At 73.5% G+C, this 15266-nt stretch carries 18 protein-coding genes; 7 read left to right on the top strand and 11 right to left on the bottom strand.

The window, feature by feature from the left end; all coding sequences use genetic code 11:
• Positions 1 to 10 precede the first annotated feature (10 nt).
• Positions 11 to 1120, bottom strand: coding sequence for a terpene synthase family protein (locus CP968_RS00760; protein ID WP_150516140.1), 1110 nt, complete (start codon positions 1118 to 1120; stop codon positions 11 to 13).
• Between the two features lie 699 nt (positions 1121 to 1819).
• Here CP968_RS00760 and CP968_RS00765 point away from each other — a divergent pair.
• Positions 1820 to 2227: a hypothetical protein gene (locus tag CP968_RS00765; RefSeq protein ID WP_150516141.1), complete on the top strand. Its 408-nt coding sequence runs from the start codon at positions 1820 to 1822 to the stop codon at positions 2225 to 2227.
• 58 nt (positions 2228 to 2285) lie between these two features.
• Here CP968_RS00765 and CP968_RS00770 read toward each other — a convergent pair whose 3' ends face one another.
• Positions 2286 to 3833 carry an MFS transporter gene (locus tag CP968_RS00770; protein ID WP_150516142.1) on the bottom strand — a complete coding sequence of 516 codons (1548 nt, stop codon included), beginning with the start codon at positions 3831 to 3833 and terminating at the stop codon, positions 2286 to 2288.
• A 78-nt stretch (positions 3834 to 3911) separates the two neighbouring features.
• On the opposite strand from CP968_RS00770, the gene CP968_RS00775 reads away from it, so the two are divergent.
• Positions 3912 to 4514 (top strand): helix-turn-helix domain-containing protein, encoded by a 603-nt coding sequence (locus tag CP968_RS00775; RefSeq protein WP_150516143.1) that lies wholly within the window; start codon positions 3912 to 3914, stop codon positions 4512 to 4514.
• Between the two features lie 24 nt (positions 4515 to 4538).
• On the opposite strand, the gene CP968_RS00780 is transcribed toward CP968_RS00775, so the two are convergent.
• The gene (locus CP968_RS00780; protein ID WP_150516144.1) at positions 4539 to 4721 is read right to left on the bottom strand and encodes a hypothetical protein; all 183 of its coding nucleotides are present in this window, start codon (positions 4719 to 4721) and stop codon (positions 4539 to 4541) included.
• Between the two features lie 146 nt (positions 4722 to 4867).
• Positions 4868 to 5671 carry a DUF6585 family protein gene (locus CP968_RS00785; RefSeq protein ID WP_150516145.1) on the bottom strand — a complete coding sequence of 268 codons (804 nt, stop codon included), beginning with the start codon at positions 5669 to 5671 and terminating at the stop codon, positions 4868 to 4870.
• 323 nt (positions 5672 to 5994) lie between these two features.
• Between CP968_RS00785 and CP968_RS00790 the strand changes: the two genes are divergently transcribed.
• The 3 genes from CP968_RS00790 to CP968_RS00800 all read left to right on the top strand — a co-directional run bounded on the left by CP968_RS00790 (position 5995) and on the right by CP968_RS00800 (position 8003).
• Complete coding sequence (locus CP968_RS00790) at positions 5995 to 6426, top strand: pyridoxamine 5'-phosphate oxidase family protein (protein WP_150516146.1); 432 nt, start codon at positions 5995 to 5997, stop codon at positions 6424 to 6426.
• A gap of 95 nt (positions 6427 to 6521) precedes the next feature.
• Positions 6522 to 7493 carry an alpha/beta fold hydrolase gene (locus tag CP968_RS00795; protein WP_150516147.1) on the top strand — a complete coding sequence of 324 codons (972 nt, stop codon included), beginning with the start codon at positions 6522 to 6524 and terminating at the stop codon, positions 7491 to 7493.
• Between the two features lie 93 nt (positions 7494 to 7586).
• Complete coding sequence (locus tag CP968_RS00800) at positions 7587 to 8003, top strand: NlpC/P60 family protein (protein ID WP_150516148.1); 417 nt, start codon at positions 7587 to 7589, stop codon at positions 8001 to 8003.
• A gap of 85 nt (positions 8004 to 8088) precedes the next feature.
• On the opposite strand, the gene CP968_RS00805 is transcribed toward CP968_RS00800, so the two are convergent.
• Complete coding sequence (locus CP968_RS00805) at positions 8089 to 8958, bottom strand: MBL fold metallo-hydrolase (protein ID WP_150516149.1); 870 nt, start codon at positions 8956 to 8958, stop codon at positions 8089 to 8091.
• A 59-nt stretch (positions 8959 to 9017) separates the two neighbouring features.
• Between CP968_RS00805 and CP968_RS00810 the strand changes: the two genes are divergently transcribed.
• Positions 9018 to 9419, top strand: a complete 402-nt coding sequence (locus tag CP968_RS00810; protein ID WP_208835963.1) for a winged helix-turn-helix transcriptional regulator — start codon at positions 9018 to 9020, stop codon at positions 9417 to 9419.
• A gap of 257 nt (positions 9420 to 9676) precedes the next feature.
• On the opposite strand, the gene CP968_RS00815 is transcribed toward CP968_RS00810, so the two are convergent.
• From CP968_RS00815 to CP968_RS00835, 5 genes are all read right to left on the bottom strand, one after another.
• On the bottom strand, positions 9677 to 10198 hold the full coding sequence (locus tag CP968_RS00815; protein WP_150516150.1) for a DoxX family protein: 522 nt from the start codon (positions 10196 to 10198) through the stop codon (positions 9677 to 9679).
• Positions 10199 to 10314: 116 nt separating this feature from the next.
• On the bottom strand, positions 10315 to 10665 hold the full coding sequence (locus tag CP968_RS00820; protein WP_150516151.1) for a hypothetical protein: 351 nt from the start codon (positions 10663 to 10665) through the stop codon (positions 10315 to 10317).
• A 259-nt stretch (positions 10666 to 10924) separates the two neighbouring features.
• Positions 10925 to 11842, bottom strand: coding sequence for an ABC transporter permease (locus CP968_RS00825; RefSeq protein WP_150516152.1), 918 nt, complete (start codon positions 11840 to 11842; stop codon positions 10925 to 10927).
• A complete protein-coding gene (locus CP968_RS00830) occupies positions 11839 to 12723 on the bottom strand; it encodes an ABC transporter ATP-binding protein (protein ID WP_150516153.1) in 885 nt (294 codons plus the stop codon). Before CP968_RS00830 ends, CP968_RS00825 begins: the two co-directional genes overlap by 4 nt.
• Complete coding sequence (locus CP968_RS00835; RefSeq protein ID WP_150516154.1) at positions 12720 to 13106, bottom strand: GntR family transcriptional regulator; 387 nt, start codon at positions 13104 to 13106, stop codon at positions 12720 to 12722. Before CP968_RS00835 ends, CP968_RS00830 begins: the two co-directional genes overlap by 4 nt.
• A 234-nt stretch (positions 13107 to 13340) precedes the next feature.
• On the opposite strand from CP968_RS00835, the gene CP968_RS00840 reads away from it, so the two are divergent.
• Positions 13341 to 14399 carry a hypothetical protein gene (locus tag CP968_RS00840; protein ID WP_150516155.1) on the top strand — a complete coding sequence of 353 codons (1059 nt, stop codon included), beginning with the start codon at positions 13341 to 13343 and terminating at the stop codon, positions 14397 to 14399.
• Between the two features lie 114 nt (positions 14400 to 14513).
• Here the strand turns inward: CP968_RS00840 and CP968_RS00845 are convergent, their stop codons facing one another.
• Positions 14514 to 15197 (bottom strand): M15 family metallopeptidase, encoded by a 684-nt coding sequence (locus tag CP968_RS00845; protein ID WP_229886922.1) that lies wholly within the window; start codon positions 15195 to 15197, stop codon positions 14514 to 14516.
• Between the last annotated feature and the right edge of the window lie 69 nt (positions 15198 to 15266).

A 15266-nucleotide genomic window follows, 5' to 3' on the forward strand; every position in this document is an offset into this window, starting at 1 on the left:
CGACTCCCTGTCATGCCACCCAGACCAGGTCCGGGCGGGTGTACGCAGACTCCAGCCCGGCAGCGAACCGTTCGTCGCTGTACCGCGTGCACTCGTAACGCTGCCACAGATCCGCGCCGATGATCCAGTCTTCGTAACTGCGCACGCACCGGGCGACGTCGGCGCGAATGGCCCCGTCCGTCTCCCCGCGCGCGTCCAGGGTCTCGAAGAGGAGCCGCTCTCCGGTCAGGAAGTCCTCGATGCGGGCCTGGATCCGGTTCTCGACGGCCCGGACGCCGTCGGCGAGCGAGCACCCCTCCCAGGAGGCGATGAGGGAGACCAGGTTGTTGTTGTCCCCGCAGGAGTACTCCTTCGGGAGCGAGAAGACGTCGTTGCCCCACGAGATCACGTCCACGGCGCTCGCGATGAGCGCCTTGAATTCGGGGAGGTCGTGGATGCGCTGCGGCAGGTCGATGCCGAGGCCGGCCTCCACCATGTCCATCATCGGGAGCATCTGGGAGCTGTGCCGGCGCATGAGGATGTACTCGTCGACCGACGGCCGCCCGACCGTGCCGCGGTTGCCCGCCTCCTGGTCGAGGGAGTGGAGCATGAGCGGGACGTGTGCCCGGTAGCGGGCGGCGGTGCCCTCGGACATCCCGGCCAGGATGCGGTCGCAGACGTCGACGAACCCGCTCACCAGTGGATTGCGGCGCGCTCCGGCCCCTTGCGCCGCTCGGGCCCCCTGCGTCTGCCGGGCCCTGCGGGCCCCCTGGGTGTCCGGCGTCCCCGGCGCCTCCGGGGTCCCACCGGTCTCCAGGTGCTCGGTGATCGCACCGACCACGGGGCGCCAGGCCTCCAGTTCCCCCGTCCTGATGAGGTGGTCGTGCTGGTCGTCGAGAACGAAGGACCAGGCCATCCATTCGGCGAGCAGGGCCACCGTCTCGTAGGGCACTTCACCGCTCACCCGGCCGGCGAGGTGGCCGAAACCAATTCCCGCGAACTGCTCCACGGCGTCGGTGACGAGCTCGTGGCGCACCGCCCAGGACGTGGCGTCGGCATTGGCGCGTGCGGCGAGCGGGTGCTTGGAGTTCCCGAAGGGGAGGTGAAAATCAGGAACAGAGAAAGAGTTGAGCTGGGTCATTGATCCCCCTAAATAAGAAAGCCTTGTCCACCAATACCAGCTCAATATGTCGTCGTGTGCGCTGCGAGCCGGATCACACCCCTCTAGTGCAGCATTCGTCACGGTGGCACACCACGCCCGACGAAACCAATCCGGTCGCGGAACGACCAGATCGCGCCGACGCTCGACCACATCAGGCCACCCCTGGGCCAATTAACCCTCAGGGCGGAGCGCACTGTCAATGTAGGGTGAGAGAAGATGCTGCATTCATCCTGAAAATACCGAACGTGTATTCACGATGAATATGCGTTCGGCATGTTCGGCGCGCTCGCACGTCTGGCCGGATGATGCCGGACAGTGACAGCCTCGATCTTCCCTTGCGAACCCCCGCCCCCCGCACCGGCCATGAGTCTCTTCCGGCCACAGATGTGCACGTCACGCCCCCGCACCGGCGAAGTGCGGCCCCGGCGGCCTCCGACCTCGCCCGACCCGGCGCCGGGGGCCCTCGCGCCCCGATGCCGCGGGGACCGGGCGCGACCCTTGGGGCCGGGCCCGGGCGAGGCTCCCTCCGGCGAGAAGTCCTGTTCACGTACGGGGCGAGGTTGTGAAGGTCTCGTGACGGCCGCACCCGTGACGGTCGCGGAAGTGGCCGAAGAGCGTCCTGGCTTCGGCGGCCGCTCCCTACACTGCGTCGGGACGCGGCCGTCCGGGAGGGGGAACATGATCGGGTGCCGTCCTTCCGGACCCGGCGACGGCCGGGAGTCCGATGTCCTGGGCCCCTACCTGGAGTTGCTGCGGGCCCGGTTGACCGGTGACCGGTTCGAGCTGCTGATCCGGGCCGTCGAGACCACCTGCACCCTCCTGGGGGACGACCCCGGGCCCGTGCTGGAGGTTCCCGCGGAGAGCCGCCTCGCCCCCGCATTGCAGCGCGAGTACCTCTCCCTCATCGCCGTCATGGTCACGGGCCACCTCGACCACCACCTGGTCGAGGTCCTCTCCCCCGACGGCGACCGGGGGTGGGCCGTCGTGGAGGACGCCCGCGACCGGCACGCGCGGGCGGCCGAGCGGTCCTGGATCGACGCGGAGCTCGACGGCATCGCACGCGCCGGAGGCTCCGCCGCGTCCTGACGCCGCATCGGATCCGCGTCCTCGCACCCCGGCCGACCGTACGGGTGCGCGCCTCGCGCTACGCGGAGCGGCGACGACCACGACGGCGACTGCCACCGGGGCCACGGCTGCGCCCGGACGCGAGGACGGCGAGCGCGAGGCCCAGGAGGAGCGCGGCGACGGCGAACGTGGTCCGCGTCCCTTCCGCGACGGCCGCGGGGCCCGCCTGCGCCACGTCACGCGTCCCCGACGCCACTGCGAACACGGCGCCCATGACGGACGCGCCGGTGACCAGTCCGAGGTTGCGGGACAGGTTGAGCAGGCCGGAGGTGACGCCCCGCTCGGCCGGGTCCGTGTCCGCCATCACGGCGGTGTTGTTGGCCGTCTGGAAGACCGCGTAGCCGGCCGTGACCACGACCAGGGGGGCGAGGTAGCCCCCTGCACCGAACTCCGCCGGGGCCAGCGCCAGGCCGCAGGAGCCCGCCACCATGGCGACGAGCCCCGCGCCGGTCGTCCGCCGGGCGCCGAAGCGGTCGGCGACGCGCCCGGCGGGCACACCGGCCAGCGCGGCGACGAGCGGGCCGACGGACAGGACGGCGCCGACGCCGGCGGGGGCCAGACCGAGCGCCCGGGACAGATGGAACGGCCCGACGACCAGGGTCGCCATCATCACCGTCGAGACGAGCGCGCTCATCGCGAGGCTCGCCCGCAGTGCCGGATCGCGCAGGCTCGCCGGCCGGACCAGCGGTGCGGCCGCTCTCGCCTCGGCCCGTACGAAGAGGGCGGCTCCGGTGCCGGCGACCAGCAACAGGGCCGCGGTGCGCAGCCCGAAGCCGCCGCTCCCGGAGGTCATGGCGAGTGCGTACGCACCGAGCGTCAGCGCGAGCAGCAGCGTGCCCCGGTAGCCGAAGCGGTGGTCGAGACGATGGCCCGAGCCGGGTCGGCCGGCCGCGGGGTCGCGCCGGTCGACGGGCAGGTGGCGGTGGGCGAGGAGGAGGGTCGCGATGCCGAGAGGCACGTTGACCAGGAAGATCGCCCGCCAGCCCGGTCCGGAGAGGAGGGCGCCGCCGAGCGAGGGGCCCAGTGCGGTGCCGATCGCGGACATGGTGCCGAGGAGGCCCATCGCGGCGCCGGTCCGCTCCTTGGGGACGCTCTCGCCGACGAACGCCATCGTGAGCGCCATCATGGCGGCCGCGCCCAGCCCCTGCGCCACCCGGGCGGCGATCAGCAGAGACAGCGTCGGCGCACCGCCGCACAGCGCCGAGGCCAGCGTGAAGAGGAGGATCCCGGCGAGGAGCAGCCGTTTGCGGCCGACGAGGTCGCCGAGCCGTCCGACACCGACGATGACGGTGGTGAGGGCGAGGAGGTAGGCCAGCACGACCCACTGGACCCGGTGGAAGGGGGCGTCGAACTCCTGCGTCAGCGTGGGCAGTCCCACGTTGGCGATGCTCGTGCCGAGCGAGGAGAGCAGCACGGACAGGGAGAGCGCGGCCAGCGCCCACCGGGGCGAGGCCGCCGGTGGCGGGCTCGCGTCCGGGGCCCGGTCGGGTGCGGGGTTCAACGGTGTGGTGCGGTCGTGTCCGGCGCGGTCCGCGCTCGCGGGGTCGGGGGCCTGGTGTGTGGTCATGGCGGGGAGCGTGCACCGGTCGGGCCGCCACGGCAATTATCGTTGCCAATTCCGGGACGGGCGGGATGGAATGCGGTCATGGACACCACGCCGCCCTCGCCTCCGCCCCCGCCGTACCAGGCGGTCCTCGACGAAGTCGCGCCCAGGTTGCGCCGGCTGCGCGCCCGGCGCGGCCTGACCCTGGCCGCGCTCTCCGCGGAGACCGGGATCTCCAAGAGCACCCTGTCCCGGCTCGAATCCGGGCAGCGCCGCCCCAGCCTGGAGCTGCTGCTCCCGCTCGCCGGGGTGTACCAGGTGCCCTTGGACGACCTGGTCGGCGCCCCCGAGGTGGGTGACCCGCGGGTGCGGCTGACGTCGCATCCGTTGGCGAGGGGCGGTACGTTCGTCCCCCTCACCCGGACTCCCGGACCGCTCCAGGCGTACAAGATGATCATCACGGACCGGGGTGACGCCCCGGACCACCGGACGCACGAGGGCTACGAGTGGCTGTACGTGCTCGACGGCCGCCTGCGGCTCGTCATCGGCGAGCACGATCTGGTCCTCGGCCCCGGCGAGGCGGCCGAGTTCGACACCCGCGTGCCGCACTGGTTCAGCAGCGCGGACGGCCGGCCGGTGGAGATCCTGAGCCTGTTCGGCCGGCAGGGGGAGCGCATGCACGTCCGTGCGAAGCCCCTCACCTGACCGCGGCCGTCGCACGACCCCTCGTCACGCGACGGCCTGGGCTCCGTCCTGTTCGGGCGCCACGACCAGGAAGGCGTCCCGTTCCAGGTCCATGACGACGCTGGCCGGCTGCCCCTGCGCCCTGCGTTGCGCGGCGTACTCCTCCGCCGGCCAACTGCCGTGCGGTCCCCCGGCGGGGAAGAATTCGAGAACCTTGGTACCCGTCATTGCCGACACCTCCAGCGCCCTGCGCGTCCACTGCGTTTCCCGCGTATGCCCCTGGAACGGGCGGCCATTCCCCCGGGGGTGGCCGGCCGCGGCACCGAGCGGGGCGGGGCCCGGGGGCGGCTGCGGGGGCGTGCGGGCGGTCCGGTTCAGGCCCGGCGAAGCCGCGCGGCGAGGGTCAGGAAGAGGAGGAGGTTGGGCACGGTCTTGACCTCGGCCCGGGCCCAGGGCTTCGGCTGCCCGGCGCGGCGGACGATCACCGCTCCCCCGCTGACGTCGACCGCCTCGACCGCGGACCAGGGCAGCGTGCCGCCGCGAGTGGTGGAGATGCCGGTGGCGTCCAGCGTGAAGGGTCCGTGGGCCGCCTTCCGCCCGCCGCGCACCGCGTCCCACACCCGCTGTGCCTGGGCGCGGGCGATGGCCTCGCCGATCAGCGGCAGCCAGGTGCCGTGGTCGGCGAAGGAGTCCGTGACGTCGAATCGGGTGCCGTCCGGCGCCACCAGGGTGGAGACGTGGGAGGTCTTGAAGGGGGTGGTGGTGCCCTTGTACTCGATCACTTCCTGGACGGTGGCCTGGTAGTGGACCGCATGCTCCCAGCGGAGCGCGAAGAGCCGACCGCCCCCCGAGTCCACGAGCAGGCCCTGCTCGAAGAGGTGCAGCCGCCGGCCGGCGACCTTCCTGCGGAAGTTCGGGCTCTTGACCAGGGCTCCGACGGCCAGCACCGTCAGGAACAGCGGGTACAGGGCGAGGATGCGGGAGTAGGAGGTCCAGAGCAGGACGCCGCCGGCGCCCAGGGCTGCGGTGCCGGCGATCGCACCGGCCATGAACAGTCCTCGGCGCCCGTCCCGCACGTCGAGCTCCTTCCTCGGCAGGAAGGTGTGTTCGAGTCGGCCGAAGCCCTTGCGGGCGGCCAGGTCGGCGGCTTCGGGGGACGGGGAACCCGGCACGCTCATACGGGGCCTCGGATTCGCTTCTGGGCGGCCTCGGGACCGGGGCCGTTACGGCTCGCCGTGCGATGGTACCCGCGTCCGGCCCGGTTCCGGCAGTCGTATCGACCATCCATCTCGCCCTGGAAACAGGCCGGTTGGCATGCCCAGCCGGCCGAGGACGGCCCCCGGGCCAGGGCGGGTCCCGGCCCGGCCCGGGCGGCCGGGCGGCCCGACCGGTCCCCGACCGCTCCGGACGCCGGTGGTCGGCCAACCGGGTGACAGGGGGAATGGCCGGGCCCGGGACCGGGTTTTCTTGTCGTACGTCTTTCCTGCCGAAGGAGTGTGCCGTGGCCCTGTCCGATACCGAACGTGAGCAGTTCCTCGCCGAGCCCCACATCGCCGCCCTCGCCGTCGATGCGGGTGCGGAGGGCGGGCGCGGACCGCTGACCGTCCCCATCTGGTACCAGTACGCGCCCGGCGGCGACATCTGGATCATGACGGGCCGTGCGTCCCGGAAGGCCGAACTGATCGCGGCCGCAGGCCGGTTCACCCTCATGGTGGACCGCGTGGAGCCGACGATCCGGTACGTGTCGGTCGAGGGGCCCGTGGTGTCGACCGTACCCGCGAAGCGCGAGCAGCTGGTCGAGATGTCGTCCCGGTACCTGCCCGCCGACAAGGTCGCGCCCTACGTGGACTTCGCGTGGAAGGAACACGGCGAGCAGGTCGTGATCCACATGCGGCCCACGCGGTGGGTGAGCTCCGACCTCGGCCAGGTCTGAGACCGCCCGCCGCCACCCGCCCCGGTCGCGGCGGGCCCGTGCCGGCCCGCCCCGGGCCGGGGTCGTGCCGCACTCAGAGGATCCGTGGAGGATCGATGCACCGGCGCAATCCGTTCCTGGCCTGCCGTGCGGCCGCTGCCGTCCTGGCCTGCGTGTCCGGTGTGTCCGGGTGCCACGCGCCCGCGGCCGGGCCCGGCGCACCGGCCGCGTCCTCCTCCGTACCGTCCTCCGGCGACTTCTCCGGCCCGGTCGACATCGGGGGTGGCCGACGGATCCACCTGAGCTGCAAGGGCAGCGGCCGCCCCACCGTGATCCTGGAGTCCGGGCTGCACGACTCCTCCGACACCTGGACCTTCACCGACACCCGGCCGCCCGTACCGAAGTCCCCGGCCGTGTTCCCCGGCGTCGCCGCGTTCGCGCGGGTCTGCACGTACGACCGGCCCGGTACCGTCCGCTACTCGGACCCGCCCGCCCTCACCACCCGCAGCACGCCGGTGGGCGGCACGCGCTCCCTCACCGCGATGGCCGACGACCTCGACCGGCTGCTGACGGCCGCGCACCTGCCCGCGCCCTATCTGCTCGTCGGCCACTCGTACGGCGGGATGATCACCCGGCTGTACGCCCAGCGGAACCCCCACAAGACGGCCGGCCTCGTCTTCGTCGACGCCTTCGGCACGGACATGCGGCCGCTCTTCGGGGCCCAGTGGCCCGCCTACCTGAAGCTGCTCGACAGCCCCGGCACGCCGCTCGCCGCGCAGCGGGGATTCGAGACGGTCGACGTGGACGGCGCCGTGGCCGCGATCGAGGCGGCGGGGCCGCTGCCCGCGGTGCCCCTGGTCGTCCTCAGCAAGACCGAACCGTTCGCCGCGCCCCCCGGCGCTCCGAAGGCCCTGCTGGACACGCTGGAGCGGGCCTGGCCGGTGGTGCAGCGGAGCCTGGTGCGGCTCGGGCCGCAGACACCGCAGTACCTGGCGACCGGGAGCGACCACTACGTGCAGGTGCACGATCCGGACCTGACGATCGGCGCGGTGCGGCTGGCCGTGGGACGGATCGGCACGCGGCCGTAGCACCGGGGCCGGACCGCCGGTCGCGCGGCGTGCCCGCCCCGGTTGCCGCCGCCGGGTCTGTCGCCGCCGGACCGCGCACGGCAGGATGGCGCCATGGGCCCCCTCCTCGCGGCGCTGCCGGACGCGTTCGGGACCGTGCCGTACGCCGGTTTCCGGTTCCCCGGGTCGGCGGCCGTCCGGCGCCGTCCCGATCTGGCCGAGGGCGCCAACTGCCAGCTGTTCTCCTACGCGGTGCTGCGGCACTTCGGCCGGGCCGTGCCACCGCTGCGCTCCGACGACCTGTGGAGCGACACCAGGCACACCACCGGGGTCGCGCGACCGCAGGTGCTGGACCTGCTGCTGTTCGGCGCGGACCGCGATCCGTACGGCGCCCACGTGGGCGTGTGGGCCGGTGGCGGCACCGTCCTGCACCTGTGTGCGGAGGTGGGCCGTCCGGCACTGTGGACCCTCGCCGACTTCGCCGGCCGGCCGCGCTACCGCGTGCTGATCGGTGCCAAACGGGTGCGCTGAACGGCGCGCTGCCCGGCCGGACGGTATGGAGGAGGCCGGCCGGACGACGGCCTCGTGGCGGACTCGTCCTGCCCGAACAACACACCTAGGCGGTCGGCACCGTCCGGTCGGTGGTGGTGAGACGGGCCAGTTCCCAGGGGTCGTGGGCGCTGAAGACGGTGACCTCGTCCGCGTGGTCGCGGCGCAGGGCGCGCAGTCGGTCGCGGGTGGCGACGCGCGCCGTGCCGTCGGTCTGCGCCCCCTGTTGGACCGGTTCGAAGACGGGGTGGGGGAAGGGCGGGGTGTGCTCGATCTCGCCGTGGTACATGTACGCGTCGCCCGCGTGCAGCAGCCACCGCCCGTCGCCGCCGCGCACGGCGACGCCCGCGTGACCCGCCGAATGGCCGGGCAGCGGTACCAGCAGCAGCTCGGTCGCCATCCCTTGCGGTCGCGCCGCGCCCGTGAAGCCGAACCACGGGGTGTGCTCGTCGACGCGTGCGGGCGTCAGCAGCGGGCCGTGGGCCCGGTGCGCGGGCATGAAGCGGGCGAGGCTGCCGTGGTGGTGCGGCGCCGTCGGGTCGGTGACGGCCCGGTACTCGTCGGGGTGTACGTGCACCTGTGCGCGGGGGAAGTCCGGCAGCCCCCCGGTGTGGTCGCGGTGCAGGTGGGTGAGGACGATGTGCCGTACGTCCCGCGGTGCGTGGCCGAGGCGGACGACCTGGTGCAGCGCGCTCTCCCCGGGGTCCAGTGCGGGCCGGGCGTGGGCCAGCCAGTCCGCGCCGAGCGACCGCTCGGGGTGTCGCAGGTCCGCGGTGCCGAGTCCGGTGTCGACCAGCACCAGACCGTCCTCGTCCGTCTCGATGAGCAGGCAGTGGCAGACGGCGGCCCTCTGCGGTGCTGCGGCGCCTGCCGGGGGTGTGTCGCCGAGCGGCGGAATCTCACGGAGGGAACCGCAGTTGAGGTGGTGGACGCGCATGAGGCCCCCTGGAGGAACGTGGGCGGGCTGTTTCTCCACGGACCTTAGAAGGGGCTCTCGTGACTCACCAAACGGTTGGACACGTACCGGCGCACGACGGGGGTCCGCTGGCGGACTGCCCGGACGGTGCGCTCGTCCCGCCGGGCGACGAGCCCCGCTGCCCCGTCGACATCACCCTCGCCGCGCTGGGCGGCCGGTGGACGCCGCTGGTGCGCCGCGAGTTGCTCCGCCGCGATCGGGCCGCGTACACCGAGCTGTCCGCCGCCCTGCCCGCCCTGTCGGACAAGGTGCTCTCCGACCGGCTGGCGCAGCTGACCGCTGCGGGCGTCGTCGAGCGCCACCGCACCCCCGGCTGGGCCGCCCGGGTGCACTACGTACTGACGGACCGGGGACGAGCCTTGGAGCCGGTGGTGCACAGCATGTGGGTCTGGGGAGCGTCCCGGCGCACGGCTCGCGGCTGACGGCCGGGCGACGCCGGCTCGGCCGTCCGCGGGCGGTGCCACCGCCACCGCCCTACGGGGCCGGAGGTTCGCCAACGGCGAGGTGAGCAGCACGTCGGCGTCCGAGACGAGGACGAAGCACAGCAGCGCCGACTCGCCCCGGTCCATCCGGTCCGCATCCCAACGGCCTCCATGCGAGCGGGGGATGCGGGGTTCACTCACACCGGAGCTCCGGACCAGGCCCCTCCGGCTAGCCTCGCCGGGGGCGGGGCCCGGGGCTATTCCTCGGTGGTGTCCGGGCGGTTCCTGGCGCGCTTGGTGACGATGGCGGCCGCGGCGAGGGCGCTGCCCGCGAAGGCCAGGGCGAGGGTCCACGGCTGGTTGAGGCAGTGGCCGGTGGCGTGGTCGACGGAGTACCGGCCCGGGCCCGCGAGACCGATGGCCGCGGCGGTGAAGCCGAGGAAGGCGGGGTATTCGTAGCCGCCGCCCTGGGCGAAGAAGCCGGCGGGCGCGTGGACGGAGACCGCGCCGGCCATGGCGCCGGCGGCTGCCGCACCGGCCGCCGGGGTGGCCAGGCCCAGGGCGAGCAGGGCGCCCCCGCCCGCCTCGCCGAGTCCGGCGGCGATGGCGCTCTCGCGGCCGGGGGTGAAGCCCATGTGCTCCATGCCGGCGGCGGTCTGCTCCAGGCCCCCGCCGCCGAACCAGCCGAACAGCTTCTGCGTCCCGTGCGCCATCAGCACCGCGCCCGTTCCGGCCCGCAGGGCCAGCAGGGCGAGGTCACGTCGGTCGAGGCAGGGCATCGGGGTCTCCCGGTGGGTGCGGGGCGGGCGGCGGTGCGCGGCGCCCGCGCGGGTCCGCCCGTGCTGCGCGGCGGGCCGGGGCGCCGGGCGGGGCACGTGGCCCCGGCCGGGTGGGGTCAGTGGATGACGCTGAAGCTGCGCCAGGGCAGGGTGTGGGGGGCGGTGACGTTGGAGAGGGTGGTGGCGACGTAGACGCCCTCGTCCCGCTCGCCCTTGCGGCAGTCTTCCGTGCGGTACAGCACGACGTCCACGAGGGTGTTGTTCTCCACGTGGGTGGCGCCGCGCGGGACCGCGATGCGGTGGCAGCCCTTGACCAGGGTGTTGGAGTAGCTCACCTGGACCGGCGAGTCGTGTCCGCTGAAGGTGAGCACGCCGACGGTGCTCCGGCCCAGGCCCGAGCAGGCGGTGGCGCTGAGCAGCAGTGCTGCGGCACCGGTGATGGCGCCGATGCGACGGCGGTGGGACATGGCGGCGTCCTCGTCTGTGCGGTGCTGGCTGTCCTTCCCCACAGCGTGCACCGGCGGGCCGCGGGCGGCATCCGCTGGACGGCCGGGCGGATGAACGCGGCTCCGTGGACGCGGAGCTCACCCGCCTCTCCGCCGGCCGCGGGGCTTCGTAACGGCCGGACGGCCCGGCCGTGCGGCCGGGCCTGCCACCCCGTCCGGGACGGGGTGGCAGGCCCGGTGGGTCGGGGCCGGCGCCAGGGACGTGCCGGTCCCGGAGGACTCAGGCGTACCGGCCCCGGAGGATCCGGAAGGCGGCGTAGCCCGCGGCGGCCGCCAGCACCAGGACGATGGACCCCTCGACGAGCTGGGTCCACCAGTAGTGCGCGTGCGGGTGGAAGTCGGCGTACCTCCCGACGATGTCCAGGTCGGCCGGGCAGACACCGGCATCGCCGGACCGCTCGAAGCAGATCCATCCGGGCAGCCGCCCGCCCGAGCCGGTGGTGAACCCGGCGTCCCGCAGGAAGGCGTCGGACGGCACCTGCTGGTCCGGGTAGGCCGAGAACGGGGTGGCGACGGTGCGCACCGGCACGAGCGACCAGCGCAGGTGTCCCATGACCAGCATGACCAGACCGGTGACCAGACCCGTGACGGCCATCGCGGGCACGGTGCGGCGCACGAGCTGGCCGACGACCGCGCCGAGCGCGATCGCCAGCAGGCCGTACGCGACGAGGACCGGGCCGGTCGCCTCGTAGGGTCCGCGGTCCGCCCAGGAGAACCCGTACGTGTCCGCCACCCGGGACCAGCCGAAGCGGTAGACGCCGATGAACAGGGCGGCGGCGACCACCCACACCGCCGCGGCCACCACGACCTTGGAGGCGAGCCAGGCACGCGGGGACGTCGACTGCGTCAGCGCGAGCCGGTGGGTGCCGCTCTCCCATTCGCGGGCGACCATCGGACCGGCGACGAAGGCGCCCGCCAGCAGGGGCAGGAACAGCATGCCCGTGGAGGCCAGGTCCATGACGGACCGCTCCAGGGACTGCCAGGAGCGCGGGAGCGCTCCGGTCGGGCGGTTCGCCAGCAGGCGCAGCGCGACCAGGGCGGGAAAGCTGACGGCGATGGCCGCGGCCAGCACCCACAGCGCCCGCCGGTGCTGGCGGACGGCGACCCAGCGGGGGCCGGTGGGCATCACCGCGCTCATGCGTCCACCGCCTCGGCGGTGGCGGGGCGCAGGGTGAGTGCGGGGGCCTGGGGAGAGCGCAGGTGGGAGAGCAGGACTTCCTCCAGGGACGGGTCAGTCGCCTGCCAGAGCGTCTTGTCGACGGGGCCCTGCAAGCGGACGAGCGTGGTGAGTTGGCGGCCCGTCGTCCGGGATTCGACCACCGTGTGGGGGGCGAGGTCCGCGGCGTCGGCGGTGGGGCCGGTCAGGACGGTGTGGGCGGCGACGACGTCGTCGATCGGCCCGGCCAGGCGGACGCGTCCGCCGTCGACGAGCAGCAGGTGGTCGCAGGCCCCCTCCAGTTCGGTGAGGATGTGCGAGGACATCACCACGGTGGTGCCGTGCTCGGCGGCGTCGCCCATCAGCGTGCCCATCAGCTGGTGCCGGGCGAGCGGGTCGAGGTCGGCCATCGGTTCGTCGAGGAGCAGCAGGCCGGGGCGTTTGGCGAGCGCGAGGGCGAGGGCGACCCGGGTGCGCTGGCCGCCGGAGAGCGTCCGTACGCGGGCGCCCGTGTCGAGGCCGCCCTCCGCGACGATCCTCGCGGCGAGAGGGGCGTCCCAGCGCCCGGAGTTGAGCTCGCGGCCCAGGCGCAGGGTCTCGCCCACCGTCAGCTGCGGGTAGAGGGGCTTGTCCTGTGCGACGTAGGCCAGTTCCTCGCGCGGCGGGGCGTCGATGGTTCCTTCGGTGGGCCGCAGCAGGCCCGCGGCCAGCGCCAACAGCGTCGACTTGCCGGCGCCGTTGGGTCCCACGAGTGCGCATACGCGGCCGGCGGAGAGCCGCAGGGAGCAGTCCCGCAGCGCCCAACCGCGCCGTTTCCCGTAGCGCATGCCGAGGCCGTGGGCCTCGATCACCGTGCCTTTCACGCGTCGTCCCCCTTGACGAGTCGGTCCAGTACGGAAGCGAAGAGCGCGGACACGTCGTCCCGCTCCATTCCGGCGGTGCGGGCCCGCCGGGCCCAGTCGGCCAGTTCGTCGCGCAGTGGCGAGTCGGCCGGGGCGTTGCCCAGGGATGTGCGCACGAAGGTTCCCAGGCCCCGTCGCGCTTCGACGAGGCCCTCGCGTTCCAGCTCGCGGTAGGCCTTGAGCACGGTGTTCGGGTTGATGGCGGTCGCCTGGACGACCTCACGTGCGGTGGGCAACTGGTCTCCTGGTTCCAGCAGGCCCAGGCGCAGGGCCTGTTTGGTCTGCTGGACGATCTGGAGGTAGGTGGCCACACCGCTGCGCCGGTCGATGCGGTACTCCAGCACGGATAAGAACCACCCTTTCACTAGTCAACTAGTGAAAGGGTCGGGCACCCGTGCCGTGCTGTCAACCCACTTCGTGCGTAGGGCCCTTCGCGCGGTGCGGGGTTTCACACGTAGGGGTTTACGTCTCTCGCGGCCGACCGAACGGGTGCGAATCGCGCAGAGATGGAACTACAGCCTCCTCATGGTGAGTAGCATCCGGCAGCAACACACGAGGTATGAGGAGAGTGAGCCGACATGGCCAACGAGCTGGACACCGTACCGATCCACAGCCTGTACGCGGAGCGGTTCGCCGCCGATCTGGAGACCAACCGCAAGGAGCAGGCCGACGTCGCTGCGCAGCTGACCGAGTTGGAGGAGCGCCTGAGGCAACTGAAGTCGGACGAGACCTGGCTCTCTGGGTTGCAGGGCACACTGCCCGGGGACGCCCCGCGGAAGGAGTCGCCCGAGGAGGCGGTCGCGTCCAAGGCGGTGCCCCGGCCGCGGGCCGCACGCAAGGCGTCGGCCGGCACGACGCGCGGCAGGAAGGCGGCGCAGCCCGGGAAGTCCGCCCCCGCCACCGGGCCCACCGCACCCGACGCCGCACCGGTCACCGAGTCCCCCGAGGCCACCGCCGTCGCGGCCACACGGGCACCCGCGAAGGCGAAGGCCACCGGCACCGGCACCGGCACCGGCACCGGCACCGGCACCAAGACTGCGGCCGGTTCGCGCAAGCCCGCGCGGACCGCGGTGAAGTCCACGGCTACTCGGGCGGCGAAGTCGGCGAAGTCGGCGCCGAAGAGTGCCGCGAAGGACGACGCGAAGGTCGCGACGAAGGGCGTGGCGAAGGCCGCGCCCGAGTCCGCACCGACATCCGCCCCCAAAGCGCCCGTCAAGGCCGCTTCGAAGGCCCGGGCCAAAGCTCCCGCGAAGTCGGCCGAGCAGCAGACCGCATCGACCGCACCCGTGCCCGTACCCGTACCCGCACCGACGGCAACGGGCACGGCGACGGCGAAGCCCGCCGAGCCCCCGCTGCGCGAGCTCGCGCTCGCCCTGCTGGTCAGCGCTGCGGAGCCGCGGATGGTGAGCGAGGTCACGACCGCGCTGGCCGAGGCGCACCCGGAGCGCGCGGCCTCCACCCAGGTGGTGCGCAACACCCTGGAGACGCTCGCCAAGAAGGGCGTCATCGACAAGGAGCACCGGCAGGGCTCGGTGATGTACACCGCGCACCAGCCTCCGGCGGGTGAGCCGGCTCCGGTTCCCGAGGTGGCCCCGGCCGACGACACGGCGGTGGAGAAGACGACGGCCGAGGCCTGAGCCGTCGCCTTCGGCCCGCCAGCGGTGGTCGTGGGGCCCGCTGGCGGGCCGCCGGGCGAACGGAGTGGGGAACAGGACGGACGGGGCATCGGGCGTGCGCCGCCGGTTCCGTGCTCATGCGCCGTCCGCGGAGAAGTGCTGGTAGTCCGGGTTGGACCAGCGTCCGCCCCAGTACCAGCCCTCCGCGCGGAAGGCACTGGTCAGCACGGAGTCCGCGTGGATCGTCCCCGGCCGGTCGGGCTCGCGGTCGAGGTGGGACCGCCCGTTCGCGGGATGGATGGTGCCGTGTATGTCCACGTACGGGTTCTCGACGGGGTTGATGTCCACGGCGTCGCCCCACGCGTGCCGGGACCGCCTGCCGGGGTCGCCGGTGACCTGCCGGCAGTTGAAGGCGGAGGTGTTGTCGTCTGCCATGGCCCGGTCGTCGTCGCCCCCGTACGCGGCCATGACCCGCATCCGGCGGATGGGGAAACGGGCCTCGAAGGCCTTGCCGAAGACCCGGAGCAGGGGTTCGACCGCGTCGCGGTGCACGACCAGTTCGCCTTGGTGGACCTTGCCGTCGAACCCCCAGTGGTTCATCCGGACGAGCCTCAGCAGGTCGGGCGGGACCGGACAGCCCTCCCGGTGGGTGGCGCCCAGCGTCTCGGGCGGCACGGCCGAGACGCTGGCCGAGAGCGTGGCGGCCGGGTCGACGGGTGCGGCGGCCCGCAGTCGGGCCGTGGAGGAGGAGACGTCGCAGGACGTCCCGGACGCGCACAGTGCGGCGGCCAGCAGCACGGCCGCGAGGCGGTTGCCCACCGGTCCACCGTAGAGCCGAACGGCGCTCCGGGCATGCCGAGCACGGCGGGGCCCGGGAACCGGGCTGAA

Source organism: Streptomyces subrutilus (assembly GCF_008704535.1).
GTDB classification, from domain to species: Bacteria; Actinomycetota; Actinomycetes; order Streptomycetales; family Streptomycetaceae; genus Streptomyces; species Streptomyces subrutilus.

Excerpts from the sequence above, each read along its gene's own strand:
- CP968_RS00760 (WP_150516140.1), bottom strand. The coding sequence starts at position 1,120 with ATGACCCAGCTCAACTCTTTCTCTGTTCCTGATTTTCACCTCCCCTTC.
- CP968_RS00765 (WP_150516141.1), top strand. The coding sequence starts at position 1,820 with ATGATCGGGTGCCGTCCTTCCGGACCCGGCGACGGCCGGGAGTCCGAT.
- CP968_RS00770 (WP_150516142.1), bottom strand. The coding sequence starts at position 3,833 with ATGACCACACACCAGGCCCCCGACCCCGCGAGCGCGGACCGCGCCGGA.
- CP968_RS00775 (WP_150516143.1), top strand. The coding sequence starts at position 3,912 with ATGGACACCACGCCGCCCTCGCCTCCGCCCCCGCCGTACCAGGCGGTC.
- CP968_RS00780 (WP_150516144.1), bottom strand. The coding sequence starts at position 4,721 with ATGACGGGTACCAAGGTTCTCGAATTCTTCCCCGCCGGGGGACCGCAC.
- CP968_RS00785 (WP_150516145.1), bottom strand. The coding sequence starts at position 5,671 with ATGAGCGTGCCGGGTTCCCCGTCCCCCGAAGCCGCCGACCTGGCCGCC.
- CP968_RS00795 (WP_150516147.1), top strand. The coding sequence starts at position 6,522 with ATGCACCGGCGCAATCCGTTCCTGGCCTGCCGTGCGGCCGCTGCCGTC.
- CP968_RS00800 (WP_150516148.1), top strand. The coding sequence starts at position 7,587 with ATGGGCCCCCTCCTCGCGGCGCTGCCGGACGCGTTCGGGACCGTGCCG.
- CP968_RS00805 (WP_150516149.1), bottom strand. The coding sequence starts at position 8,958 with ATGCGCGTCCACCACCTCAACTGCGGTTCCCTCCGTGAGATTCCGCCG.
- CP968_RS00815 (WP_150516150.1), bottom strand. The coding sequence starts at position 10,198 with ATGCCCTGCCTCGACCGACGTGACCTCGCCCTGCTGGCCCTGCGGGCC.
- CP968_RS00820 (WP_150516151.1), bottom strand. The coding sequence starts at position 10,665 with ATGTCCCACCGCCGTCGCATCGGCGCCATCACCGGTGCCGCAGCACTG.
- CP968_RS00825 (WP_150516152.1), bottom strand. The coding sequence starts at position 11,842 with ATGAGCGCGGTGATGCCCACCGGCCCCCGCTGGGTCGCCGTCCGCCAG.
- CP968_RS00840 (WP_150516155.1), top strand. The coding sequence starts at position 13,341 with ATGGCCAACGAGCTGGACACCGTACCGATCCACAGCCTGTACGCGGAG.